The sequence below is a fragment of the Yersinia fenwicki genome (genome assembly GCF_043099325.1).
Taxonomy (GTDB): domain Bacteria; phylum Pseudomonadota; class Gammaproteobacteria; order Enterobacterales; family Enterobacteriaceae; genus Yersinia.
The window spans coordinates 1661382-1685533 of sequence record NZ_CP170755.1 but is presented as its reverse complement, the minus strand read 5'-3'; the positions used below and the strand labels follow the sequence as shown (position 1 = coordinate 1685533).

The following is a 24152-nucleotide window of genomic DNA, read 5'->3' as shown; positions in this document are numbered from 1 at the left end:
CCGCGGAAGTTACCATTCACGACATCATTGGCTATTCAGATTTGGCGCATGAGTATTCAACTTAACGGAATTAACTGTTACTACGGCGTACACCAGGCGCTGTTCGACATTACCTTAGACTGTCCTGCGGGCGAAACCTTAGTGTTACTGGGGCCAAGTGGTGCCGGTAAAAGCTCATTATTGCGTGTGCTTAACCTGCTGGAAATGCCACGTTCAGGCACCTTGCAGATAGCAGGTAATCACTTTGATTTTTCCCAAGCTCCAGGCGCAAAAGCTATTCGCGAATTACGCCAGAACGTGGGGATGGTCTTCCAACAATACAATCTTTGGCCGCACCTCTCTGTCACACAGAATCTGATTGAAGCCCCTTGCCGCGTGCTGGGTCTATCAAAAGATGAAGCTATGGCGCGGGCAGAAAAGTTGCTGACCCGTCTGCGTTTGACTGATTTTGCCGATCGCTTTCCGTTGCACCTCTCGGGTGGTCAGCAACAGCGTGTGGCAATTGCCCGCGCATTGATGATGGAACCGCAGGTTTTGTTGTTTGACGAGCCGACTGCGGCGCTTGATCCAGAAATCACAGCACAAATTGTTAGCATTATCCGTGAGCTGGCAGGAACAGGCATCACTCAGGTGATTGTAACCCATGAGGTTGAAGTCGCCCGCAAAACGGCCAGCCGTGTGGTTTACATGGAAAACGGCCACGTAGTAGAACAAGGTGATGCCAGCCACTTTACACAACCAACAACTGAAGCTTTTGCCAGCTATCTGTCACATTGATATCTATTTGGGAATTTGCGATGAAAAAATTAATAATTGCTGCCGTCCTTGCCAGTATCAGTTTGTCCGCCTCTGCCGCTGAAACTATTCGTTTCGCTGCTGAAGCCACTTATCCGCCATTCGAATTTATTGATGCCAATAATAAGATGCAAGGCTTTGATATCGATCTGGCTAATGCACTGTGTAAAGAGATGCAAGCCGAGTGTACCTTTACCAATCAGGCCTTCGACAGCTTGATCCCAAGCCTGAAATTTAAGCGTTTTGACGCGGTTATCTCTGGGATGGACATCACCCCTGAGCGCCAAAAACAAGTGGCCTTCACCCAGCCTTACTATGAAAATTCTGCGCTGTTTATTGCGGAAAAAGGCAAAGTGGCTGATTTAGCCGCCCTGAAAGGCAAGCGTGTCGGGATGCAAAATGGTTCTACTCATCAAAAGTACCTGATGGAGAAACACCCCGAAATTACCGCTGTGCCTTATGACAGCTATCAGAATGCCATTCTTGACCTGAAAAATGGCCGTCTGGATGCGGTATTTGGTGATACTGCGGTGGTCAATGAGTGGTTGAAGCAAAATAACCAATTGGCGGCTGTGGGTAACAAAGTGACTGACGCTGACTATTTCGGTACCGGTTTAGGGATTGCCGTTCGTCAGAACAACACTGAGTTACAGGGTAAGTTAGATGCTGCGCTGGCGAAAGTTAAAGCAGATGGCACCTATCAGACAATTTATAAAAAATGGTTCCAGCAGTAATTTAAGCACCCATGAATGAATTTCAACCTTTAGCAAGCGCCGCAGGTATGACCGTCGGCCTTGCCGTTTGTGCACTGGCCCTCGGTCTGGTTCTGGCGATGTTATTTGCTGTCTGTGAATCGTCACGATGGAAGGTCGTCAGCTACCTGACAACCGGCTGGGTCACCATTCTGCGCGGGCTACCAGAGATTCTGGTGGTTCTGTTTATCTATTTCGGCTCCTCTCAGTTGCTGATGATGCTATCAGACGGCTTTACTTTGAATATTTATCTGTTCGAGCTGCCGATTAAGCTCAATATTGATGATTTTGAAGTCAGCCCATTCCTGTGTGGTGTTATCGCACTGGCCCTGCTCTATTCCGCTTATGCGTCACAAACTTTACGCGGCGCTCTAAAAGCGGTGCCTGTTGGACAATGGGAATCGGGCCAGGCATTGGGCTTGAGTCAGGCAGCTATTTTCTTCCGCTTGATTATGCCGCAGATGTGGCGTCATGCCTTACCCGGCTTAGGCAATCAGTGGTTGGTGCTGCTAAAAGACACCGCATTAGTGTCACTTATCAGTGTTAATGACTTGATGTTGCAAACTAAAAGCATTGCCACCCGGACTCAGGAACCCTTCACCTGGTATGTTATTGCCGCAGCCATTTATTTAGTGGTGACCCTATTGAGTCAATATGTACTCAAGTGGATTGAACTCCGTACCACCCGTTTTGAACGGAGCCCATCCTGATGCTGGAATACTTACCCGAGATCCTAAAAGGGCTGCACACCAGCCTGACATTGACCATTGCCTCCTTGCTGGTCGCTTTAGTGTTGTCATTGCTGTTTACCATTGTGTTGACGCTGAAAACACCCATCGCCACGCCACTGGTCAAAATCTATATCACGCTGTTCACCGGCACCCCGCTGTTAGTCCAGATCTTTTTGATCTACTACGGCCCCGGCCAATTCCCGGCGATTCGTGAATACCCGTGGTTATGGAACCTGCTGTCGCAACCTTGGCTGTGCGCCATGATTGCCCTGGCATTGAACAGCGCAGCCTATACCACTCAACTGTTCTATGGCGCGGTGCGCGCAATCCCTGCTGGTCAGTGGCAATCCTGTGAAGCACTGGGGATGTCTAAGGCCCAGTCATTACGCATCTTGCTACCATTTGCATTTAAACGCGCACTCTCATCCTATTCCAACGAAGTGGTGCTGGTGTTCAAAAGTACTTCACTGGCTTACACCATTACATTGATGGAAGTAATGGGTTACAGCCAACTGATGTACGGCCGTACCTATGATGTGATGGTATTTGGTGCCGCAGGACTTGTTTATCTAGTGGTAAATGGGTTGCTGACACTGTTGATGCGGTTGGTGGAGCGCAGGGCATTAGCGTTTGAGCGGCGTAATTAAGATTAGTTTTATCACTTGCGATTTAGTTAACAGGATTTAGTGATCCGGTTCGGTTGTTAGGGCACCGAGTTACTTTTTCGGTTGATATTCGTTCAGTGATCACCTGAACTTCGCGGCCTCAACCGAGCAGGAGGGCAAGCCGGCCCTCCTGCACCTGCGGCTTGCGCGAAATATTGCCCTACGGGTAAACCTCCTGCGTCTTTCGGGCTGACGAGCCAGCGCGATTTGCAATCCATGCTCAAGCGCGCTTTTCGCGGGCGTCCATGCCCGCTCACTCTACCCTCCCTCCTTGTCGGCAATATTCCTGATTGCGCTCAAGGTCAAAAGAGAAAATCAAAATCATGGTTTTGATTTTGATTTTGATGTTAAAAGCACATTTGAGCTGCCGAGTGAAGAATGAAGGTAGGACGCGAGGCAGGGATGCCGAGCGAGGGCCGCTTGAGCATGAATGCGAATCGGCCCGGTCCATCAGCGGAATGATGAGTGAGGGAATCCACGAAGTGGGCAAGCGATACGTGCGCAAGCGCAGGGGTTCCAAAGGGGTTACGCGCTTGTAACCCCTTTGGCGGTTGAGGTACCCAATGGCAAGGTGATCACCGCAATCATGTCAACCGAACATGATCACAAAACGAATATCAACCGAAATCCAATCCAATTTAATGTCAGTCAAACCTTAAACCAAATACTCTCCCCTCCCTTTATCTCTTAAAAATAAAAACTAAATTTTTAATCACATTACTTGCATATAAATTCATAAAATGGCAATGTAATCCACATCATTCATCCAAATAAATTGCGATAAAGCATCATCAGTCATAATAAAATCAATAACTAATAACATCTTCTATTAAAAAAATTCAGACAGGAGTTTAAGCATGAAAAAGTTACTATTGGCAACAATCTTAAGTGGCATGGTTTTTAGCGCCACCGCCACTGAAACAATCCGTTTCGCTGCTTCAGCAACCTACCCGCCTTTTGAATCTATCGGTGCCAATAACGAAATTGTCGGTTTTGATATGGATTTAGCAAAAGCATTATGTAAGCAGATGGAAGCCACCTGTACATTCACTAATCAGGCCTTTGATAGCTTGATCCCAGCGCTTAAATTCAAACGTTATGATGCGGTTATTTCCGGTATGGACATCACGCCTGAACGTAGCAAACAAGTCGCATTCAGCCAGCCTTACTATGCTAACTCGGCCATTGTTATTGCTCCGAAAGGTAAATTCACTTCTTTCGCCGATCTGAAAGGCAAGAAGATCGGGATGGAAAACGGCACGACGCACCAGAAATATTTGCAGGATAAACACCCAGAAATTCAAACTGTGGCTTATGACAGTTATCAGAATGCGATTATCGATCTGAAGAATGGCCGTATTGATGGAGTGTTTGGTGACACCGCGGTAGTGAATGAGTGGCTGAAAAACAATCCGAATCTGGCAGCAGTTGGCCAGCATGTCACCGATCCACAATACTTCGGTACCGGCTTGGGTATTGCAGTGCGCCCGGATAACACCGCGTTGCTTGAAAAACTGAATAAAGCCATCGAGGCGGTTAAAGCTGATGGCACCTATAAGGCCATCAATGATAAGTGGTTCCCTCAGTAATACCCTTTCTACTTTCGCCCTACACTACAGCTTCAAGGGCGCAGGTTATACCCAAAGCCATTGGAGTTGTAGGTAGGCGGCAAGCGAACGCATCCCGATGAGCTTACTCAAGTAAGTGATTCGGGTAAGTGAACGCAGCCAACACCCCTACAGCTTCAAGGGCGCAGGGTAAGTAAGGTTAGGACTTCGTAGTGAGCGGTATGCGGAAACATATCAAATAACTGCACCCGCTCAATGCGATAGTCCGCCAACAAACTGATGTCTTTTGCCATTGTTTCGGCATTACAGCTTGAATAGAGAATGAATTGCGGTGCCATTTGGCTGAGGTATTCACACAATTTAGCACCAATGCCACGCCGTGGTGGGTTAACCAAGACCAATTGCGGCACTTGTGTTTCTGCGGTGGCGAATTGGGTTGAATCCAGGGCGGCAAAAGTGACATTTTTCAATCCCAATTGATCTGCCGACTGGCGTGCGCAGGCGATAGCTTCGGCACTGATTTCAATTCCGGTCAGCTGAGTTTCGGTATCCGCACAATGTAGACCAAAGCCCCCCACCCCACAAAATAGATCCCACATACTATCAATCTTCAGTTCGCGCACCCATTGGCCTGCTGTGGCATAAAGTGATGCCGCAACCTGTGGATTTGTCTGGAAAAAACTTTGTGGACGGATAAACAACGGCACCTGATTAAAGATTTCTGGTAGCGCCTGCTGTTTGCTTAATGGAATCTCCTGCTCCCCTTCCAAAATCGCCATATGTACTGGCTGAATATTTGCCGAGATAACCGCCAGTTGAGGTAATTGTTGTTGTAACCAAGGTAAAGCCGCCTGCAGCTGCGCCAGCTTAGTTTGTGAGCGCAGTACAAATCGCAACATTAGATCGCCGTTATAGGTGCTTTCCGTCAATAGCAGAAATTTCAGTTCACCGCGCTTGCGGGCAACGTTATAAGGAGTCAGCCCTGCGCGGGCAATAAACGTTTTTAGTACCGCAAATACCGGCGCGAAGCTGGCTGGATAAAGCGGGCATTCGCATAAATCGACCGGGGTGCCATCGCGATGCAGCATCCCTAATAATGGGCGCTCAACACTGCCGCTGACCACCATTTTGGCTTTATTACGAAAAGCACTTTCCTGCCCGAAGACCGGCGACAGCCACTGAGTGACGCGGTGATCAGATAGCAGATTTTCTAAATGATTTTGTTTATCCGCAAGTTGCTGCGGATAAGGTTTATCCAGCCACTGACAGGAACGGCAGCGACCCGCCGTATATTGTGCGCATTGCATTAATAATTAACCGTTATAATCTAAGATACTAAGATACAGCCGAGGCTATTAATAGGGGCGGATTGTAGCACTGTGTTACGCTAAACACTCATGTTGACGACCGAAAATAGCGATGCCAGGGGAAAAACAACAAGCCGAGAATAACCACATCGGGGATCTTTTGTAACAGCAAACTATGCAAAATTTCAGCACCGGTATCGCCTTCGATTCGGAAAACATCGACATCCAGTACCAGCCAATCCAGCGATGCCATCAGCAAATAGGTAACAACCAACAATTGACAGGCCACATAGCACCAGCGCGCCCAGTTTTGCCGTAGGCATACCGCCACGCCACACACTATTTCCAGCAACAAAATCAAAATACTGGCAATAAAAATCAAGCCAGAATCCCAGCTTTGCAAGCTTTCATAGATAAAACTGCCGGTGCCTCGCCAACCCAATGTCGCTGCCAATAGGATTACGCCGACGAAGCGGGTCGCAACAATAGCGGTTCCGGCAATTAAAACCGGGACGGGCGTGGTGGCGGCAGATGAAAATGCGGCGGTTGAAAATAACAATCTCATATTGCCTTAGCTGCCTCCCTGTTCGGGTTTTGTAACCTGATGTTATCCCTGACAATAACGCCGCTAGAAAGCGGCGTTATAAGCTAATGAAAGACTATCAGTTTTAAGGCTAATCAGCTATTTATAATCAATAACCATTTATTACCAATCAACCACGTGCAGCTTTGCGTAATTCACGCAACCGCTGTTTTTCCGAACGGGACATAAACCACCACGCGATTAAGCCGATAATCCCGACCACCAGCAAAATTAGTGTCGCCAGTGCATTGATCTCTGGATTGACGCCCATACGCACACTGGAAAAGACCAGCATCGGCAAAGTTGTCGCGCCCGGCCCGGCCACAAAGCTGGCTATCACCAAATCGTCTAGCGATAAGGTAAAGGCCAGCAGCCAGCCAGAAACTAATGCTGGGGCTATCATTGGCACGGTAATCACGAAGAAGACTTTCAAGGGGGTCGCGCCCAAATCCATCGCAGCTTCTTCGATTGACCGGTCTAATTCACGCAAGCGGGAACTGATAACGACGGTTACGTAGGCTGTGCAGAAGGTCACATGTGCCAACCAGATGGTGAACATACCGCGCTCAGCCGGCCAGCCGATAGCATGCCCCATAGCAACAAACAACAGCAGTAACGACAAACCGGTAATGACGTCGGGCATCACCAGAGGTGCGGTCAACATAAAAGCAAAACCGGTCGAGCCACGAAAACGACCAAACCGCACCATGACCACTGCGGCTATCGTCCCCAACACTACCGCCATGGTAGCCGAGGCGGCGGCAATAGTGAGACTCAGCCCAACCGCAGATATCATCGCCGAATCATTGAACAGCTCAATATACCAGCGGATAGACCACCCAGCCCACACCGTCACCAGTTTAGAACTGTTAAACGAGTAGATAACCAGCATCAACATTGGCGCATACAAGAAGGTATAGCCGACAATCAAGATGACCCGACGCCAGACCGAACGCACTTCCGGTAAGTTATTCATACCGCGCCTCCTGGCTCTTTATTCTGGTGCTTGTGGAACCAGATAATCGGTACTATTAGCAGCACTAACATCACCGTCGCAACGGCGGAGGCTACTGGCCAGTCACGATTATTGAAGAATTCTTGCCATAAAATACGGCCAATCATGATGCTATCCGGCCCTCCGAGCAGTTCAGGAATAACAAATTCGCCTACCGCCGGAATAAATACCAACATAGAACCGGCCACGATCCCCCCTTTGGTCAAAGGCACAATCACACTGACAAAGGTTTTAAATGGCTTCGCACCGAGATCCAGTGCCGCTTCCACCAATGAATAATCCAGTCGGGTCAATGCGGTATAGATAGGCAGTACCATGAAAGGCAGATAGGAATAGACCACGCCGATATAGACCGCCAGATTGGTATGCAGAATAATCAACGGTTGATCGATAACTCCAGTCCAGATCAGAAAGTTATTCAGAATGCCATTATTTTTCAGAATGCCCATCCAGGCATAAACCCGAATCAGGAATGAGGTCCATGACGGCAGGATCACCAACAGCAATAGGATATTGCGGGTGGATGACTTGCTGTGAGCTATCGCCCATGCCAATGGATAACCGATAATCAGGCAACACAAGGTCGATACCGCAGCCACTTGCAGAGATTGCAGGTAAGCATCGATATACAGCGGATCATCAAGGAGTTGCAGATAATTGCCAAGATTGAGCGAGATATCTAGCTTGCCGTCCAGCCAGGTCACCAGATCGGTATAAGGTGGAACTGCACGCGCCATCTCTGCCAGGCTGATTTTGAAGACAATCAGGAACGGCAACATAAACAGCAGGAATAACCATAAATAAGGGATGCCGATAACCAATTTGCGGCCATGCGACATTTGGAAACGTTGAATCAGCGCTTTAACCGGCCCCACCGCGCGCGTTGGTGGTTCTGCTGCTCCATGAGTAGATTCTGGTATCACAATATTTTGCTCCCCTAATGATCAGCTACAGGCCGATCAGTTACCCAAGACGACACAGCTGTCAGCATCCCAGCAGAGTTGTACTTCATCACCCCAGGTAGGCATCCCTTTGCGGTAACGATGGCCGTTTTGTAGCTGTGCAGTGAGCATCTGTCCGCTGTGTAATTTCACGTGATAAATGGATAAGTCGCCTAGATAAGCAATGTGTACCACTTCACCAACGGCAAAATTGCAGCCATCCTCCGGCACCTGTTCACACAACATCACTTTTTCTGGCCGCAGCGCGACAAAGACGGGAACACCATCAACCACAGACGCATCTGAATCCACTTTCAATGGATGGCGCAATCCGGGGCTGTCAATCACCAGCGCATCATCTAAGCGCTCTTTTAATACGCCTTCAAACACATTCACCGAGCCGATAAACTCAGCACTGAATCTGCTGTTCGGATGCTCGTAAATCTCTTCCGGCTCACCAATTTGCACGAACTTACCACGGTTCATAATGGCGATGCGCCCAGCCATGGTCATAGCCTCTTCCTGGTCGTGGGTAACCATCACGCAAGTTGCTCCGACTCGCTCCAGAATATCCACCACTTCGAGTTGCATGCGGTCGCGCAGTTTTTTATCCAAAGCGCCCATCGGCTCATCCAGCAGCAGCAATTTTGGCCGTTTGGCCAGACTACGCGCCAAAGCAACCCGTTGGCGTTGGCCGCCGGACAGCTGATGTGGCTTACGTTTGGCAAACTCTTGCATATGTACCAGTGTCAGCATCTCTGCCACCCGGCTTTTGATTTCATTAGCAGGCAGTTTGTCTTGCTTCAAACCAAACGCGATATTTTGTTCAACAGTCATATGTGGGAACAATGCATATGACTGGAACATCATATTAATTGGGCGCTGATAAGGCGGTACATGCGACAAATCCTGCCCATCGAGAACAATTTGCCCCTGTGTCGGCTGTTCAAAGCCAGCCAGCATTCGCAACAAGGTGGATTTTCCACACCCCGAAGCCCCTAACAGCGCAAAAATCTCACCTTTGTAGATCGTCAAATTGACATCATCTACCGCGGCCTGACCATCAAATGATTTGGTTAAATTGCGAATTTCCAGCAAGGGTGTAAACACCTTCTGGGATTTTGACTGTGGGCGGGGAATGACATCATTCACTCAGCGTGCTCTCCATAAAAGCAGAACAGGCCGCATTCGAGGTGCGGCGCAATAAAAAACAGGAACAGGAAGATAACCCCCCTGTTCCTACCATGATCTATTTTACTTATCCATCAATCTGTTATCAGCGACAGGCTCACCACCCGCAGCTGATTCTTATCAATGGTTTATTTGCCGCTTTTCACTTTGGTCCAAGCCCGAGTGATCACACGATCAATTTTCGGGTCTTGTACTTTTAGTGTGAACATTTTGGCTCTTACATCTGCCGGTGGATAAATACCCGGATTATCACGAACTTCTGCGTTCACCAACGGAGTCGCTGCTTTATTGGCATTGGCATAAAACACATGGTTGCTAATATTGGCAATCACATCAGGGCGCATCAGGTAATTCAGGAACTGATAAGCTTCATCCTGATTTTTGGCATCCGCAGGCATGGCAAACACGTCAAAGAAGGCTAATGCGCCTTCTTTCGGAATGCTATAAGCCACATTCACACCATTTTTGGCTTCTTTGGCACGATTAGAAGCCTGCATAATATCGCCAGCCCAACCCACCGCTACACAGATGTCACCGTTTGCCAGATCATTAATATATTGTGATGAGTGGAAATAACGGATATTAGGTCGTAGCTTTAATAACAGCTCAGTAGCAGGGCCGGTGTAATCAGTGGCCTGAATACTGTTGGGATCTTTACCTAAATAATTAAGAACGGTGGCAAAAATCTCACTTGGCGCATCCAGGAAGGAAACACCGCAGCTTTTCAACTTCTCAAGATTTTCAGGTTTCAGCACCAGATCCCAACTGTTTATCGGTGCGTCTTTCCCAAGTGCCGCTTTTACTTTTTCGACGTTATAGCCAATACCGGTGGTCGCCCACAGATACGGAATGGCATATTTATTATCGGGATCGTGCTTGCCAACCAGTGTCAGCAATTCAGGATCAAGATTTTTGTCATTCGGTAATTTACTTTTATCCAGCGGCTTAAATACGCCCGCAGACAATTGGCGCTCGAGGAAACTGGCTGACGGCACCACCAAGTCAAACCCGGTGCTCCCCGCCATCAATTTACCTTCCAACACCTCGTTGGAGTCAAACACATCATAGACAACTTTAATGCCGGTTTCTTTTTGGAAATTAGCCAGCGTATCTGGCGCGATATAGTCAGACCAGTTGTAAATGTGCAGTGTTTTTTCTTCAGCTGATGCTGAGACGGACGCGGCCATTAGCAGGCCAGCAGCAACACCCGATAACCACTTTTTACGTTGGGTGAACATCCGTTAACTCCTCCAGAATAGGGGGTAAATTCGTGCGATAAATTTGTATCTCGTGGGATACAACACGGTTGTCCTGCCGAGTGCTATTGCCACAAACACCAGATGCATGGCTATGCACGGTGAGTGATTATTAACCTAACAAGGATAATCACTGATTTTGCGGAGGAATATTATGCCCTTTGCAGAAACAGCAGCATAACCGCAGTTCGGAATTCACGCCAGACTCTAGGTTAAAAAACGCCTTTTATCGATTTTTTATGCACATTCTATCTATGTAATGCGTCAATAATGGTGTAAACGGCGACAAATATCTGGCAAAGGAGGGTAAAAAGCAGAATATCTTATGGTTTAGCGGGGGAATATTATGGTTTACCGAGATAATAAATAGTGTGCCACTGGTTATCAGCAGCACCCTGATTTTGATGCGCGGGAATCAATTAATGAATTTAGTGTATAACAGGGTAAGCGGTAGCGGTTTGCGGCAACTCATCATCGTCGCTGTTGCCAATAAATAATAAATCATTGGCGCGCGCTTCCAAAATAATCATCGAAATCTGCTCTTCACACTGCTGCATAAAATAGCCAAACTGGGCGAATGTGACCCCGACCTCAACAGTCAGTGACTGGCAGACAATCAGCTTTGGCAGATTATCATCCTGAATATCAATAAACGCTTTAACTGTCAGTGAGCTGGCATTAATTTGACTGAGATCTGCGACCAGCGGGATCAACGCTGTTGGGCGTACCTCGGCCAGAGCTGAAAACAGGATAACGTTATCCACCAAATCAATTTTGGCATCAAACACACCCTCAAAATTTTGCATATGCGGCAAATGCAGTGCCTGGCAGGAATCGCACTCAAAAAATGAGATACCGAGTTGATCCAGCCAACGCCGTAATAAGGCTAAATCCGGGACGATGAGTGAATCCATAACTACCTACCTCACGATTCTCATAATACGAAAAGTGCCATAGCTTACGGAATATTGGCCGACAGCGCTACTTCAATCCCGACTAATTTAATACCGCAGGAAAGGCTCAGTGATGACCTTACTTAGATTTGTTCTCCTTTTCGACACGCGCTTTATCTGACTCTTTCTTAGATTGGGGTCTGGAAATTCTATCTGCGCTACCTAAGAGCGGGCCAAAACCTTGGGCGACGCGCCAAACAATGCAGGCTGCCGCTGGGACCATCAAACCAATTCCGACAAAAATCATAATAATTGCAACTGTCGGTGTACCCATTGATCCCGGTAATGACAAATAGTCATTTATACTGAGATAGGCAACAACCAGTAATATCATCCCCAATGCTTCCAAGATAATCACAATCCGGGGCATATCTCCTAACGAGCGCATCTTTACCTCCGATAGGCTCTGTAGCCTTCGCACTTAATGTCACCAGGCGGTTGGAAACCCTCACCTGCAACACCGCTTTCATTGGCTATATATCAGCTTTTACTTAGTGTATTGAATCCCCACTATTTGTAACAGTGCCCATAAGCAAATAGGTAGGATTAATCGAACTAACAGGTAAATCCTGCTTTTTTTTCACTGCATCAAAAGGCATAGTAGTCAGTAGTCGAATGAGTAATACGCTATAAGTCATTTAGCAGCTGAATACATCAGTAACTGTTGGCGAAGTGATTATCTCAAATTAATCAAGGAGTTTTACATGTTTGCTGTGATTTTTGGGCGTCCTGGATGTCCTTACTGTGTACGTGCCAAAGAGTTGGCGGAAAAACTGGAAACTGAGCGTGACGATTTTAAATTTCGTTACATCGATATCCACGCAGAAGGTATCACCAAAGCTGACCTGGAAAAAACGGTCGGCAAACCAGTAGAAACCGTGCCACAAATCTTTATTGATGAGAAACACATCGGTGGCTGCACAGATTTTGAAGCCTACGCTAAAGAAAATCTGAGCCTGTTCCAATAATCGGCTGATAAAACGCCCTTATTGGCTAACGGTTAGCAACAGTGCGCCAAATTTAATGAGTTTTATCCGAAAAAGGGGTGCTTAGCGCCCTTTTTTCTTGCCTGCCATTTAGACCAGCCCAGCAAAAATCGGGTATTAAAGCTATATAACTCCACACTTCATCACTATGTAAGCATATCTCCTGGCTAAGGCAAACTTCCTGCTTACTACTGGCTGTCTCGCAACAGACCGATTAGAATAAACACCGCTATCGCTTACATTTATATTTCAGCTAGCGATGTTTTTTTGAATTAAAAGGTTTTGAATTTAAAGATATGTGTCGCTCTGGCTTTACATTAAGGGTGTATGCATCGTTGATCATCCTGACTAAATAGAAAGTCATACTCGTGAATATAAACGTCGCAAACTTGTTAAACGGCAACTATATCTTGCTGTTATTCGTGGTGTTAGCGCTGGGGTTATGCCTGGGCAAACTGCGATTGGGACCTATTCAACTAGGTAACGCTATTGGTGTGTTGGTGGTATCCCTGTTGCTTGGGCAACAGCATTTTACTATCAATACCGAAGCACTTAATCTGGGCTTTATGCTGTTTATTTTTTGTGTCGGCGTCGAAGCTGGCCCAAACTTTTTCTCTATTTTCTTTCGTGACGGCAAAAACTACCTAATGCTGGCGTTGGTCATGGTGGGCAGCGCAATGGTTCTGGCTCTGGGGCTAGGTAAACTCTTTGGCTGGGATATTGGCCTGACTGCCGGGATGCTGGCCGGTTCCATGACATCCACTCCGGTCTTGGTGGGCGCTGGCGATACTCTTCGCCATACCATCGCGAATAATCCGGCGTTACAACACGCCCAAGATAACCTGAGTCTGGGTTACGCCCTGACCTATCTTATCGGACTGGTTAGCCTGATTTTAGGGGCGCGGTATTTACCCAAGCTTCAGCACCAAGACTTGCCGACCAGCGCGCAGCAAATTGCTCGTGAGCGCGGCCTCGACACCGACAGTCAGCGCAAAGTCTATCTGCCAGTTATCCGTGCCTATCGCGTTGGCCCGGAATTGGTGGCTTGGGCTGATGGTAAAAATCTACGTGAATTAGGAATTTATCGTCAAACTGGCTGCTACATTGAGCGTATTCGCCGAAATGGTATTTTGGCTAACCCGGATGGCGATGCGGTACTGCAAGTCGGTGATGAGATCTCATTGGTCGGTTATCCAGATGCTCATTCCCGTCTTGACCCCAGTTTCCGTAACGGAAAGGAAGTATTTGATCGCGACTTACTGGACATGCGCATTGTTACCGAAGAAATTGTAGTCAAAAACAGCAATGCCGTCGGTAAGCGCCTGAGCCATTTAAAACTGACTGACCACGGTTGCTTTCTGAATCGCGTGATTCGCAGCCAGATAGAAATGCCGATTGATGACAATGTAGTACTGAATAAAGGCGATGTATTGCAAGTCAGCGGTGATGCACGACGAGTTAAAAGTGTGGCAGAGAAGATTGGTTTTATCTCTATTCACAGTCAGGTCACTGACCTGCTGGCGTTCTGTGCCTTCTTTATTTTAGGGTTAATGATCGGCCTGATCACCTTCCAATTCAGTAACTTTAGCTTTGGTGTTGGTAATGCCGCAGGCCTGCTAATGGCTGGGATCATGTTGGGCTTTTTACGTGCCAACCACCCAACTTTCGGCTATATCCCGCAAGGGGCGTTAAATATGGTGAAAGAGTTTGGTCTAATGGTCTTTATGGCTGGGGTCGGCTTGAGCGCCGGTGGCGGTATTAATAGCAGCCTGGGAGCCGTCGGTGGGCAAATGCTGATTTCCGGCTTAATCGTGAGCTTAGTGCCCGTGGTTATCTGCTTTATCTTTGGCGCTTATGTATTGCGCATGAACCGTGCTCTGCTTTTCGGCGCGATCATGGGAGCTCGCACCTGTGCACCGGCCATGGATATCATCAGTGATACTGCTCGCAGTAATATTCCAGCGCTTGGTTATGCAGGTACTTATGCCATAGCAAACGTATTACTGACCTTGGCTGGCTCGCTAATCGTTATTGTCTGGCCGGGAATATTAGGCTAGTGCGTAAAGAGGGAGACTCAAGGTAAAGCTAAACATTTTTTTAAGCTTTTTTCATTTGCCCAGAACTTTCTTACTGGACTGGGGTCTGATTTAATGCCACTGCTTTTCTTTGATGTCCCCATATTGAGGAGCCCGATAGTCCCGCCTTCTTAGGTTCAAGACTAGTCGGGTTTTTTCTTGCCTGAAATTCGAACATTCCATTCCTACGCTTAAGGCTTTCTTAAGACAAAATTATTACAGTTGAAACATCACTACTTCTGCTCCAGGCTATTTCGTGAAGATCAACAAACCTGTTCCTCAATCAAGCGCCACCACATCGACATTAAATAATACCTCAACGGCACTGACAATTAGGACAAACTCCCTTTACTCATTGCCGTTATCCTTTTATTTTTGGCAGGTTTTTGCATTGGTGATCAGTGGATTGCTGTTTCTTTGGTTATCCCGTGATGAGCAATTGGATTGGCTTATCAGTAATTATTGGTTTGATCCCGCCTCGCAACATTTTCCATGGGAAAATAATTACTGGCTGGATTTACTGAATCATCGCTTATTGAAAATAACCATTATCAGCGCTGCCGTCGTCACGTTGCTATGGGGTCTTTATCGCCACAATAAGCGCGTAGTGACCACTATGCTGCTGTTCGGCATCGGCCCGTTGGTGATAGGTGTGCTGAAAGCGACCAGTGCCCACTCCTGCCCTTGGGATCTGGTGGAGTATGGCGGTAAATCCCTGAGCTATGTGCTAACGGCAACAGCCCCGGTCGGCGCTGGCCCTGGCCACTGTTTTCCCGGCGGCCATGCCTCTAGTGGCTTTGCAGTAATGTCATTGTTTTTCTTGTTTTACCCCGAGCGGCCACGCTGGGCTTTATGGTGTTGGTTTGCGGGTGTGAGTCTTGGCATGTTGATGGGTTTTGGACAAATCATGCGCGGGGCTCATTTTCTTACCCACAACCTGTGGGCGGGTTGGTGGGTTTGGCTCAGCCAATTGGCTGTGTATTGGATGATCAGCGGTTTTTACAACCGTGATAAGGGTAAAGAATGATTGAACAAATGAATTACTTTTTCTTTTCCATGATAAATGCCACTCCAGCATCATCGCCATGGATAATTTCTTTTGCGACTTTTATCGCACGCGATTTGATTATGATTATCCCCATATTATTAGTGGGGATGTGGTTGTGGGGGCCACAAAGCAGTATGGACTCACAGCGTGCCTTAGTAACCAAAGCTGCTATCGCACTTGCTTTCTCCATGCTTTCAGCCTCCTGCATCGGGATGCTTATCCCCCACGACCGACCCTTTGTCGTCGGTTTTGGTTATAACTTTATGAATCACGCGCCCGATAGTTCTTTCCCAAGCGATCACGGCACCGCTATTTTCACTTTTGCTCTGGCCTTTGTTTTCTGGCACAAACTGTGGTCCGCTATCAGCCTGATGGTCGTAGCTATCGCCATTGCATGGTCACGAATTTACCTGGGTGTGCACTGGCCATTAGATATGGTGGGTGCATTTTTGCTAGGAATTGTCGGCTGTCTGTTTGCACAATTGGTATGGAACTTGTTCGGTGATGCTATTTCAAATGGCATGAAACGCCTTTATCACGTTGGGTTTGCCTTACCTATCAGCAGAGGATGGGTCAGAAACTAGCGCCCTCTATGTGACTCATCTCACATTGCCGGCAGATTAAAATGCCGGCCAAGTTCTCCGCAAGATCCTTTCACAATTTTAAAATGTACAAAAAATCAAATAATTACGCCGATGCATGGTGCTTCAGATGATTATTTAACCTTCATAAATGTAATTAAAATAACAAAATAAAATCTAAAACAGCTAAAAATGTGAGAATTAGCTTTGTTTTTTCCTAACAATGTTATTATTATAACAACAGAGCTAACTTATAGATAAACGAAAGGATAAAAATCATGACCATCAATTACGCTAATTATATTGACCATACCCTACTGGCAATGGATGCCACCGAAGAGCAAATTGTTAAGCTGTGCGAAGAGGCCAAGCAGCATCATTTTTATGCTGTATGCGTTAACTCTGGGTACGTTCCCGTTGCGGCACAGCAGTTAGCAAGCACCTCGGTTAAAGTGTGTTCAGTCATTGGTTTCCCGCTGGGTGCTGGCTTGACCGAAGCAAAAGCCTTTGAAGCCCAAGCCGCTATCAAAGCTGGTGCACAAGAGATTGATATGGTTATCAATGTTGGCTGGTTGAAAAGTGGCAAGATCGCAGAGGTTAAAGCGGACATCAAGGCCGTGCGCGATAATTGCGCCTCCACACCGTTGAAGGTAATATTAGAAACCTGCCTGCTTAGCGATACACAAATCGTACAAGTTTGTGAAATGTGCCGTGAGCTTGACGTCGCTTTTGTTAAAACCTCAACAGGTTTCAGCACTGGTGGGGCTAAAGAAGAGCATGTCAAACTGATGCGTGCCACAGTAGGCCAAGAGATGGGAGTCAAAGCCTCCGGCGCGGTTCGTGACAGAGCGACAGCAGAAACAATGATTAAGGCTGGCGCGACACGAATTGGCACCAGCTCTGGGGTTACTATCGTTTCAGGTCAGCAAGCATCGGCGTCAAGTTACTGATTTATTACATATCCAATAGATCTCACGCTGTCGGATGGAGAGTAACCCGTGCCGGCAGCTTGAAGAATGATGGGTATATACCCCAAATAATTCAAGTTGCAGAAAAGCGGCAATTGACTCAATCCCGATGAGCTTACTCAGGTAAGTGATTCGGGTGAACGAGAGCTGCCAACGCACATGTAGCTTGAAGTATGACAGGTAAAGCCCGGTTATTGCCGGGCTTACTGATTCCATGTACTGTTTGCACTCTTTGTTTTGTGCTTTTTACTTTACGCTTTTTACTTTACGGTACATGGTGTTAAAAATAACTCGTCAGGGATAGCTTATGGAAACTCGCCGTGCAGAACGTATCAATAAACTTACTCAGGCCCTTAAGCGCTCAGACAAGATCCATCTAAAAGACGCAGCTAATCTATTGCGTGTTTCTGAAATGACAATTCGGCGAGATCTGAGTGCCGAACCTACTTCAGTCATTTTGCTTGGCGGTTATGTAGTGATGGACCCCAAAAGCAACAATGCCAATAACTATTTTGTTTCCGACCAACAAGCTAAACAGGTGGAAGAAAAGCGCCTAATTGGTCAGTTAGCGGCACGTCTTATTGAGGAAAATGATACCGTTTTTTTTGACTGCGGCACCACAATTCCTTCAATAATCGATGAGATAGATGAGGAACTGTCGTTTACTGCCATCTGCTATTCCCTCAATACCTTCCTATCCTTACAAGATAAACCCAATTGCAAAGTTATCTTATGCGGGGGTGAATTCAAACCCAATAACTACATTTTCACCCCTATCAGCCAACATAATGAGCTGGATAATGCTTGCCCAAATAAAGCTTTTATCTCTGCGGCAGGCGTTTCTATTGAGTATGGCGCCACCTGTTTCAACTTTGATGAGATCTTGTTGAAACACCGTGCCATAGCCAAATCCCAGCATAAAATCCTAGTGGCTGATCACAGTAAATTTGGCAAAATAAAGCCTGCCAGTATTGGTGCGTTAACACTTTTTGATGCCATTGTGACCAACCGTCAGCCGGATAGCGAATTCAGCCAGTTCTTCTTACAGCACAATATCAAAACCTACTGTTAGGTTCTTCCCCCCCTTTACAGATATGGATAACGGCAAGATGCAGGGCACCGTATCTGGCTGTGTGCTAGATACCCCCTCTCTTTTATGTTATCCATTGGCTGACGCCCTTGATTATATAGTAAAAATCCTAGTTCAAAAAATACTCAGTGGATAACTCCCTCACCAATATCAGATAAAAAATGGATTATATTTAAGCAAAATAACCTGACGGCAAATAACCATATTTAAATTGTGGCTTAATGGTGTTTTTATCCATAATAAATTTAAAACACGATTCCATTGTAGAATTAATATCCACTTATATTTAGGTTTAAGGTAAATTAATTTAACATTTAGTGTTCTTTTAATGCATTCAATTAAAGGGATGACGTTAGTTTATTGTCTGACAATTACTAATTACACATTTTCATATGACAAATAAAGCATAGAGTGCCAATAATCACTCGCTGACTTATTCCTGTTCATCAACACTCTTATTGTTTTTTTCTTATTTCATTGTTTATATCACCGCCATTTCCAGATGCTATTGCCAATAAGCGTAAAAATATAAATACATTAAATATCATAAGGTTAAATAAACTCACTTTCTTTCGATTAATGATGTTCGTCAACAAAGCGGTGAAAAAATTGATTTTTACTAGATTCGCACGCCGGGTTAAAATATATTGCCCACCAAGATATTAAGGGATAAACAATAACTTGTTTATTTATTGTTCAGTAAGAAAGAGGTGTTTTCATTGTGCTTATTGATAGATTATAAACATTCACATAACACTTGGTTGTAAATTCGCAACAAGTCATGAATGTCGAGTTTATTGAGCATTTGCGAGCATGATCACGGTAGTTTTCACTACAAATCGCTATCTTGCCGCCAGCAAAAACTACTGTTCTTTACTGGACAACAAAAATATCCGATAAAGCGAATTCATCCTCATAAAATCGGTTAAATTTTGCACTTTAACGTTTAGGTATAAATCACAACCACGACACCAAAGTAATAACCAGGGTACCAACTTTAAACAAATCGTTTTGACTGAATTTTTCGCCTGATAACGTCGCTAAATAAGGCATTACAGGTACTTAACTTTCGGCTCTTAATTTAAAATTAACGTGTTCACATTGGAGATTTTTCATGGACACTACTCAAACAGGCACAATTGCCTCCTCGGGAAAAACTTCATCAAGTACATGGCGTAAAAGTGACACCATGTGGATGTTGGGTCTGTACGGTACAGCAATCGGTGCAGGTGTATTGTTCCTGCCAATCAATGCGGGTATCGGCGGCCTTCTGCCTCTTATCGTTATGGCTATTATCGCTTTTCCAATGACCTTCTATGCGCACCGTGGCCTGTGCCGTTTTGTGCTGTCAGGTAAAAATCCGGGAGAAGATATCACTGAAGTAGTTGAGGAGCATTTTGGTCAAGGCGCGGGTAAACTGATTACCCTGCTTTACTTCTTCGCTATCTACCCAATTTTGTTGGTCTACAGTGTCGCAATTACCAACACCGTTGATAGCTTTATTACTCATCAGATGCATCTGCCATCCCCACCGCGTGCCATTCTGTAGCTGATCCTTATCATCGGCCTGATGACTATCGTGCGCTTTGGTGAGCATGCCATTGTGAAAGCAATGAGTATTCTGGTATTCCCATTTGTTGCAGTATTAATGTTGCTGGCTGTTTACCTGATCCCTAACTGGTCAAGTGCTATCTTCGAACACGTCTCCATGGATGGTAATGGTACTGGTAGTGGTCTGTGGATGACTCTGTGGCTGGTAATTCCAGTGATGGTGTTCTCATTCAACCACTCCCCAATCATCTCCGCCTTTGCGGTAGCAAAACGCGAAGAATATGGTGTTGATGCTGAGAAAAAATGCTCCCGCATTTTAGCTTTCGCACACATCATGATGGTTGTTACAGTGATGTTCTTCGTTTTCAGTTGCGTCCTGAGCTTGTCTCCTGCTGACCTGGCAGAAGCGAAAAGCCAGAATATCTCCATTCTGTCTTACCTGGCTAACCACTTTAATACCCCAATGATTGCCTATATGGCACCGGTTATTGCCTTTATCGCTATCACCAAATCTTTCCTGGGTCACTATTTGGGCGCACGTGAAGGCTTCAATGGCATGATGATCAAATCGTTGCGCAGCAAAGGCAAAGAAATCAATCATGACAAACTGAACCGCATCACTGCACTGTTCATGCTGGTCACCACCTGGATCGTAGCAACCATGAACCCAAGCATTCTGGGTATGATTGAAACGCTGGGTGGCCCAATCATCGCGATGCTATTGTTCCTGATGCCAATGTACGCCATCCATAAAGTTCCTGCGATGCGTAAATACAGCGGCAAAATCAGTAACGTGTTCGTGGTCATCATGGGTCTTATTGCTATCTCAGCAATCTTGTTCAGCCTGTTCGGTAAATGATTCTGATGCTGGCTAACCTCCACGGCCAGCTCATTAGCATCAACGGATAATCGTTTCAAAAGCCGGTGCGTCCGCGCCGGCTCTTTTTCCCACGGCATATAAGCATTTTAATAATTAACGCCTTTACATGAAGGAGGCGAATAATATGGTCAGCGTTTTTGACATTTTCAAGATTGGTATTGGTCCTTCCAGCTCTCACACCGTCGGCCCAATGAAGGCAGGAAAGCTGTTTACCGATGATTTAATCGCACTGGGACATCTTTCTGCCATCACCCGAGTCACCGTTGATATTTACGGTTCTTTATCTCTAACCGGTAAAGGTCACCATACCGATATCGCCATCATTATGGGTCTGGCGGGGAATCTACCTGATACCGTTGATATTGATGCTATCCCAGGTTTTATCCGTGACGTAGCCGCGCGGGAACGTTTGTTGCTGGCAAATGGTAGCCATGAAGTCGATTTCCTGGCAAATGGTGGAATGAATTTCCATGAAACCAACTTGCCGCTGCATGAAAATGGCATGACCATCAGCGCACATGCGGGTGATGACTGCATTTTCAGCAAAACCTATTACTCCATTGGCGGTGGATTTATTGTTGATGAAGCTCATTTTGGTCAACAAGATAGCAACGCAGTTACTGTGTCCTACCCGTTCAATTCTGCCCGTGACTTACAAAAGCACTGTAAAGATACCGGTTTATCTTTATCTGGCTTAGTGATGCAAAATGAGCTGGCTTTGCACAGTAAAGCCGAGATAAGCGCACACTTTGCGGCTATTTGGGATGTAATGCGAGCCGGTATTGAGCGCGGTATTAATACTGAAGGTCTATTGCCCGGCCCGATGAAAGTCCCGCGTCGTGCCGCTGCATTACGGCGTATGCTGGTGACTACAGATAAGCATAATGCTGATCCGATGATGGTTGTCGATTGGATCAATATGTATGCCCTGGCCGTCAATGAAGAAAACGCTGCGGGTGGTCGCGTAGTCACGGCACCAACCAACGGTGCTTGCGGTATCATCCCTGCGGTACTGGCTTACTATGATAAATTCATTCGCCCGGTAAATGAGAACTCCTATAGTCGCTATTTCCTGGTTTCTGGTGTTATTGGTGCGCTGTATAAAATGAACGCATCTATTTCTGGCGCTGAAGTGGGTTGCCAGGGGGAAGTCGGTGTAGCTTGTTCAATGGCCGCAGCGGGTCTGGCTGAGTTGATGGGGGGCAGCCCTGCTCAAGTCTGTATCGCGGCTGAGATCGCTATGGAGCATAACCTAGGGCTGACTTGTGACCCAGTAGCCGGCCAAGTTCAGGTGCCATGCATTGAGCGTAACGCCATTTCTGCGGTGCAAGCGGTTAACTCGGCGCGGATGGCATTGCGCCGCACCAGTGAGCCAAGTGTCTGTCTGGATAAAGTCATCGAAACGATGTACGAAACCGGCAAAGATATGAACTCAAAATATCGTGAAACCTCCCGTGGTGGCCTGGCAATCAAAATTGTTGCCTGTAACTGATTGCTATTAGCATAGAAGACTAAGGGCGGCTTGAGAGCCGCCCTTGAAGTTAATGACAAACCTATTTTGTCGCACCGAGACTGACGGGGTGACTGTACCGATGGGCGCTCCGACGGCTTTCGCCGTTACGACCCATTCGGCACATTTCCCCGTTTATCAACTTTGTTAGCAGTCTGAAGGATGACTTGATAGCCGCCCTTTTGCTTAAAACTAGCTAAACAACTGACTGATTTTCATCATCACAAAATCCCAGATTCGGCTGAAGAACCCGCCCTCTTTGACTTCGTTTAATACCACCAATGGGCGCTGATCAATAGTTTGCCCATTCAGTTGAAAATCAATAGTCCCGACTACCTGATGCTTCGCCAGCGGGGCGCGCAACTCAGTCTCATTCAGCTTATAACTGGCTTTCAAATTCTTCATTTGCCCTTTCGGAATGGTGATAGCCGCATCCTCTGCCACGCCCAGTTCAGCTTGCCCTGTGTCACCAAACCAGACTTTCTGCGTCACAAAAGGCTTTGTGGCCTTAATCGGCACCACCGTTTCATAGAAGCGGAATCCCCAGGTCAAGAGCTTCTCACTTTCACTGAAACGGACTCTGTCACTGGGTGCGCCGAGCACAACAGAGATCAAACGCATCGGCCCGTCGGTAGCGGAAGCGACCAGATTATGCCCAGCGCCAGCGGTAAAGCCGGTTTTCATACCATCTACGTTGAGATTAGTACTCCATAACAATCGGTTACGGTTAATCTGACGGATTTTATTAAAGGTAAATTCTTTCTCTTTATGCAATGCATACTCATCAGGAACATCGCGGATCAACGCCTGCCCCAATACTGCCATATCATGTGCGGTGCTGTACTGGCCAGGAGCATCAAGGCCATGCACCGTCATGAAATGGGTGTTACTGAGGCCGAGCGCTTTGGCGTAATTATTCATCAAGCCAACAAAACTGTCCTGACTGCCAGCAATATAATCCGCCAACGCGATGCTGGCATCATTACCAGACTGAATCACAATGCCTTTATTTAAGTCGGACAATTTCACTTGATCGCCCGGTTTCAAAAACATCAATGAGGAGCCGCGCAGTGCCGGGTTACCGGTGGCCCAGGCATCTTTGCCGACCGTCACTAAATCGTCCGGATGCACTTTACCGGCTTTAATTGCCTGTCCAATCACATAGCTGGACATGATTTTTGTCAGGCTGGCCGGGTCAAGGCGTTGGTCACTGTTCCCTTCTGCCAGCACTTTTCCACTGTTGTAATCCATCAATACATAGGCTTTGGCGTCTATTGCAGGAGCCGCAGGAGAGTCAGCCGCGTGGGCATAAGGCAGTGCCAAGAGCAATAAACCAGCACTGAAAGTCAGCTTTTTTAGCTTAAACGGGGGAATAAATTTCATCATGAGGTCGCCAGAGTATCCTTGCAAATAATCGGAAATAAGTGGTATTCCCAAAAAAACCACTGTCCAATTAGCGAAAAAGTAACGTTTTTTCACTGGTACTGAAATATTAGCTTAGCCACAAATTAGTACCGTTCTAAATTTATCCCATTGCCGCGCCAATTGGGCATAGTTTTACGTTTTGTTTTGTAAAGAAGCTATTTTCATACAGTATTGATGGCTACACGGCTAACCGTCTGCCTATCTGAACATCCTTACACCTAAGCACCTAAACGTCTAAAAAATCATAACTATATTCCCAAAAGGAATATGAATGGGTTATT

21 protein-coding genes and 1 pseudogene are annotated in these 24152 nt (G+C 46.5%); 13 read left to right on the top strand and 9 right to left on the bottom strand.

Annotated features, from left to right (window positions below):
• Nucleotides 1–48: 48 nt before the first annotated feature.
• The 5 genes from artP to ACF3VQ_RS07605 all read left to right on the top strand — a co-directional run bounded on the left by artP (nucleotide 49) and on the right by ACF3VQ_RS07605 (nucleotide 4532).
• On the top strand, nucleotides 49–777 hold the full coding sequence (gene artP / locus ACF3VQ_RS07625) for an arginine ABC transporter ATP-binding protein ArtP (RefSeq protein WP_392435485.1): 729 nt from the start codon (nucleotides 49–51) through the stop codon (nucleotides 775–777).
• A gap of 20 nt (nucleotides 778–797) precedes the next feature.
• A complete protein-coding gene (gene artJ, locus ACF3VQ_RS07620; RefSeq protein WP_392434403.1) occupies nucleotides 798–1529 on the top strand; it encodes an arginine ABC transporter substrate-binding protein in 732 nt (243 codons plus the stop codon).
• A gap of 11 nt (nucleotides 1530–1540) precedes the next feature.
• The gene (gene artQ, locus ACF3VQ_RS07615) at nucleotides 1541–2257 is read left to right on the top strand and encodes an arginine ABC transporter permease ArtQ (protein WP_392434401.1); all 717 of its coding nucleotides are present in this window, start codon (nucleotides 1541–1543) and stop codon (nucleotides 2255–2257) included.
• Nucleotides 2257–2925, top strand: coding sequence for an arginine ABC transporter permease ArtM (artM, locus tag ACF3VQ_RS07610; RefSeq protein WP_392434398.1), 669 nt, complete (start codon nucleotides 2257–2259; stop codon nucleotides 2923–2925). The genes artQ and artM overlap by 1 nt, the downstream gene beginning before the upstream one ends.
• Nucleotides 2926–3800: 875 nt before the next feature.
• The gene (locus ACF3VQ_RS07605; RefSeq protein ID WP_392434395.1) at nucleotides 3801–4532 is read left to right on the top strand and encodes an arginine ABC transporter substrate-binding protein; all 732 of its coding nucleotides are present in this window, start codon (nucleotides 3801–3803) and stop codon (nucleotides 4530–4532) included.
• A gap of 155 nt (nucleotides 4533–4687) precedes the next feature.
• Here the strand turns inward: ACF3VQ_RS07605 and rlmC are convergent, their stop codons facing one another.
• The 8 genes from rlmC to ACF3VQ_RS07565 form a co-directional block, all read right to left on the bottom strand.
• Nucleotides 4688–5818, bottom strand: coding sequence for a 23S rRNA (uracil(747)-C(5))-methyltransferase RlmC (gene rlmC, locus ACF3VQ_RS07600; protein WP_392434393.1), 1131 nt, complete (start codon nucleotides 5816–5818; stop codon nucleotides 4688–4690).
• 88 nt (nucleotides 5819–5906) lie between these two features.
• Nucleotides 5907–6383 carry a YbjO family protein gene (locus ACF3VQ_RS07595; protein ID WP_392434391.1) on the bottom strand — a complete coding sequence of 159 codons (477 nt, stop codon included), beginning with the start codon at nucleotides 6381–6383 and terminating at the stop codon, nucleotides 5907–5909.
• Nucleotides 6384–6531: 148 nt separating this feature from the next.
• Nucleotides 6532–7377: a putrescine ABC transporter permease PotI gene (gene potI / locus ACF3VQ_RS07590; RefSeq protein ID WP_392434388.1), complete on the bottom strand. Its 846-nt coding sequence runs from the start codon at nucleotides 7375–7377 to the stop codon at nucleotides 6532–6534.
• The gene (gene potH / locus ACF3VQ_RS07585) at nucleotides 7374–8339 is read right to left on the bottom strand and encodes a putrescine ABC transporter permease PotH (RefSeq protein ID WP_392434386.1); all 966 of its coding nucleotides are present in this window, start codon (nucleotides 8337–8339) and stop codon (nucleotides 7374–7376) included. The genes potI and potH overlap by 4 nt, the downstream gene beginning before the upstream one ends.
• A gap of 36 nt (nucleotides 8340–8375) precedes the next feature.
• A complete protein-coding gene (potG, locus tag ACF3VQ_RS07580) occupies nucleotides 8376–9509 on the bottom strand; it encodes a putrescine ABC transporter ATP-binding subunit PotG (RefSeq protein ID WP_392434383.1) in 1134 nt (377 codons plus the stop codon).
• A 167-nt stretch (nucleotides 9510–9676) separates the two neighbouring features.
• Nucleotides 9677–10786: a spermidine/putrescine ABC transporter substrate-binding protein PotF gene (gene potF, locus ACF3VQ_RS07575; RefSeq protein WP_392434381.1), complete on the bottom strand. Its 1110-nt coding sequence runs from the start codon at nucleotides 10784–10786 to the stop codon at nucleotides 9677–9679.
• A gap of 446 nt (nucleotides 10787–11232) precedes the next feature.
• Entirely contained in the window at nucleotides 11233–11718 is a 486-nt protein-coding gene (locus ACF3VQ_RS07570; RefSeq protein ID WP_005162876.1) for a YbjN domain-containing protein, read from the bottom strand.
• Between the two features lie 118 nt (nucleotides 11719–11836).
• Nucleotides 11837–12145: a YbjC family protein gene (locus ACF3VQ_RS07565; RefSeq protein ID WP_392434377.1), complete on the bottom strand. Its 309-nt coding sequence runs from the start codon at nucleotides 12143–12145 to the stop codon at nucleotides 11837–11839.
• 316 nt (nucleotides 12146–12461) lie between these two features.
• On the opposite strand from ACF3VQ_RS07565, the gene ACF3VQ_RS07560 reads away from it, so the two are divergent.
• The 8 genes and pseudogenes from ACF3VQ_RS07560 to ACF3VQ_RS07525 all read left to right on the top strand — a co-directional run bounded on the left by ACF3VQ_RS07560 (nucleotide 12462) and on the right by ACF3VQ_RS07525 (nucleotide 22428).
• Complete coding sequence (locus tag ACF3VQ_RS07560; protein WP_004873700.1) at nucleotides 12462–12725, top strand: GrxA family glutaredoxin; 264 nt, start codon at nucleotides 12462–12464, stop codon at nucleotides 12723–12725.
• 386 nt (nucleotides 12726–13111) lie between these two features.
• On the top strand, nucleotides 13112–14800 hold the full coding sequence (locus ACF3VQ_RS07555; protein ID WP_392434375.1) for an aspartate:alanine antiporter: 1689 nt from the start codon (nucleotides 13112–13114) through the stop codon (nucleotides 14798–14800).
• Nucleotides 14801–15074: 274 nt separating this feature from the next.
• Entirely contained in the window at nucleotides 15075–15845 is a 771-nt protein-coding gene (locus tag ACF3VQ_RS07550) for a phosphatase PAP2 family protein (RefSeq protein ID WP_392434373.1), read from the top strand.
• The gene (gene ybjG, locus ACF3VQ_RS07545) at nucleotides 15845–16450 is read left to right on the top strand and encodes an undecaprenyl-diphosphate phosphatase (RefSeq protein ID WP_392435483.1); all 606 of its coding nucleotides are present in this window, start codon (nucleotides 15845–15847) and stop codon (nucleotides 16448–16450) included. The genes ACF3VQ_RS07550 and ybjG overlap by 1 nt, the downstream gene beginning before the upstream one ends.
• A gap of 275 nt (nucleotides 16451–16725) precedes the next feature.
• Nucleotides 16726–17397 carry a deoxyribose-phosphate aldolase gene (deoC, locus tag ACF3VQ_RS07540; RefSeq protein WP_392434370.1) on the top strand — a complete coding sequence of 224 codons (672 nt, stop codon included), beginning with the start codon at nucleotides 16726–16728 and terminating at the stop codon, nucleotides 17395–17397.
• A gap of 325 nt (nucleotides 17398–17722) precedes the next feature.
• Complete coding sequence (deoR, locus tag ACF3VQ_RS07535; RefSeq protein WP_392434367.1) at nucleotides 17723–18487, top strand: DNA-binding transcriptional repressor DeoR; 765 nt, start codon at nucleotides 17723–17725, stop codon at nucleotides 18485–18487.
• A 1132-nt stretch (nucleotides 18488–19619) separates the two neighbouring features.
• Nucleotides 19620–20915, top strand: a pseudogene (locus tag ACF3VQ_RS07530) (HAAAP family serine/threonine permease).
• A gap of 145 nt (nucleotides 20916–21060) precedes the next feature.
• Nucleotides 21061–22428, top strand: coding sequence for an L-serine ammonia-lyase (locus ACF3VQ_RS07525; protein WP_392434364.1), 1368 nt, complete (start codon nucleotides 21061–21063; stop codon nucleotides 22426–22428).
• 210 nt (nucleotides 22429–22638) lie between these two features.
• Here the strand turns inward: ACF3VQ_RS07525 and ACF3VQ_RS07520 are convergent, their stop codons facing one another.
• Nucleotides 22639–23832 (bottom strand): serine hydrolase, encoded by a 1194-nt coding sequence (locus ACF3VQ_RS07520; protein ID WP_392434362.1) that lies wholly within the window; start codon nucleotides 23830–23832, stop codon nucleotides 22639–22641.
• Nucleotides 23833–24152: the final 320 nt, after the last annotated feature.

What these genes read in the sequence shown, in the direction of transcription:
- artP (WP_392435485.1), top strand. Translation starts at nt 49, where the DNA reads ATGAGTATTCAACTTAACGGAATTAACTGTTACTACGGCGTACACCAG.
- artJ (WP_392434403.1), top strand. Translation starts at nt 798, where the DNA reads ATGAAAAAATTAATAATTGCTGCCGTCCTTGCCAGTATCAGTTTGTCC.
- artQ (WP_392434401.1), top strand. Translation starts at nt 1,541, where the DNA reads ATGAATGAATTTCAACCTTTAGCAAGCGCCGCAGGTATGACCGTCGGC.
- artM (WP_392434398.1), top strand. Translation starts at nt 2,257, where the DNA reads ATGCTGGAATACTTACCCGAGATCCTAAAAGGGCTGCACACCAGCCTG.
- ACF3VQ_RS07605 (WP_392434395.1), top strand. Translation starts at nt 3,801, where the DNA reads ATGAAAAAGTTACTATTGGCAACAATCTTAAGTGGCATGGTTTTTAGC.
- rlmC (WP_392434393.1), bottom strand. Translation starts at nt 5,818, where the DNA reads ATGCAATGCGCACAATATACGGCGGGTCGCTGCCGTTCCTGTCAGTGG.
- ACF3VQ_RS07595 (WP_392434391.1), bottom strand. Translation starts at nt 6,383, where the DNA reads ATGAGATTGTTATTTTCAACCGCCGCATTTTCATCTGCCGCCACCACG.
- potI (WP_392434388.1), bottom strand. Translation starts at nt 7,377, where the DNA reads ATGAATAACTTACCGGAAGTGCGTTCGGTCTGGCGTCGGGTCATCTTG.
- potF (WP_392434381.1), bottom strand. Translation starts at nt 10,786, where the DNA reads ATGTTCACCCAACGTAAAAAGTGGTTATCGGGTGTTGCTGCTGGCCTG.
- ACF3VQ_RS07570 (WP_005162876.1), bottom strand. Translation starts at nt 11,718, where the DNA reads ATGGATTCACTCATCGTCCCGGATTTAGCCTTATTACGGCGTTGGCTG.
- ACF3VQ_RS07565 (WP_392434377.1), bottom strand. Translation starts at nt 12,145, where the DNA reads ATGCGCTCGTTAGGAGATATGCCCCGGATTGTGATTATCTTGGAAGCA.
- ACF3VQ_RS07560 (WP_004873700.1), top strand. Translation starts at nt 12,462, where the DNA reads ATGTTTGCTGTGATTTTTGGGCGTCCTGGATGTCCTTACTGTGTACGT.
- deoC (WP_392434370.1), top strand. Translation starts at nt 16,726, where the DNA reads ATGACCATCAATTACGCTAATTATATTGACCATACCCTACTGGCAATG.
- deoR (WP_392434367.1), top strand. Translation starts at nt 17,723, where the DNA reads ATGGAAACTCGCCGTGCAGAACGTATCAATAAACTTACTCAGGCCCTT.
- ACF3VQ_RS07525 (WP_392434364.1), top strand. Translation starts at nt 21,061, where the DNA reads ATGGTCAGCGTTTTTGACATTTTCAAGATTGGTATTGGTCCTTCCAGC.
- ACF3VQ_RS07520 (WP_392434362.1), bottom strand. Translation starts at nt 23,832, where the DNA reads ATGATGAAATTTATTCCCCCGTTTAAGCTAAAAAAGCTGACTTTCAGT.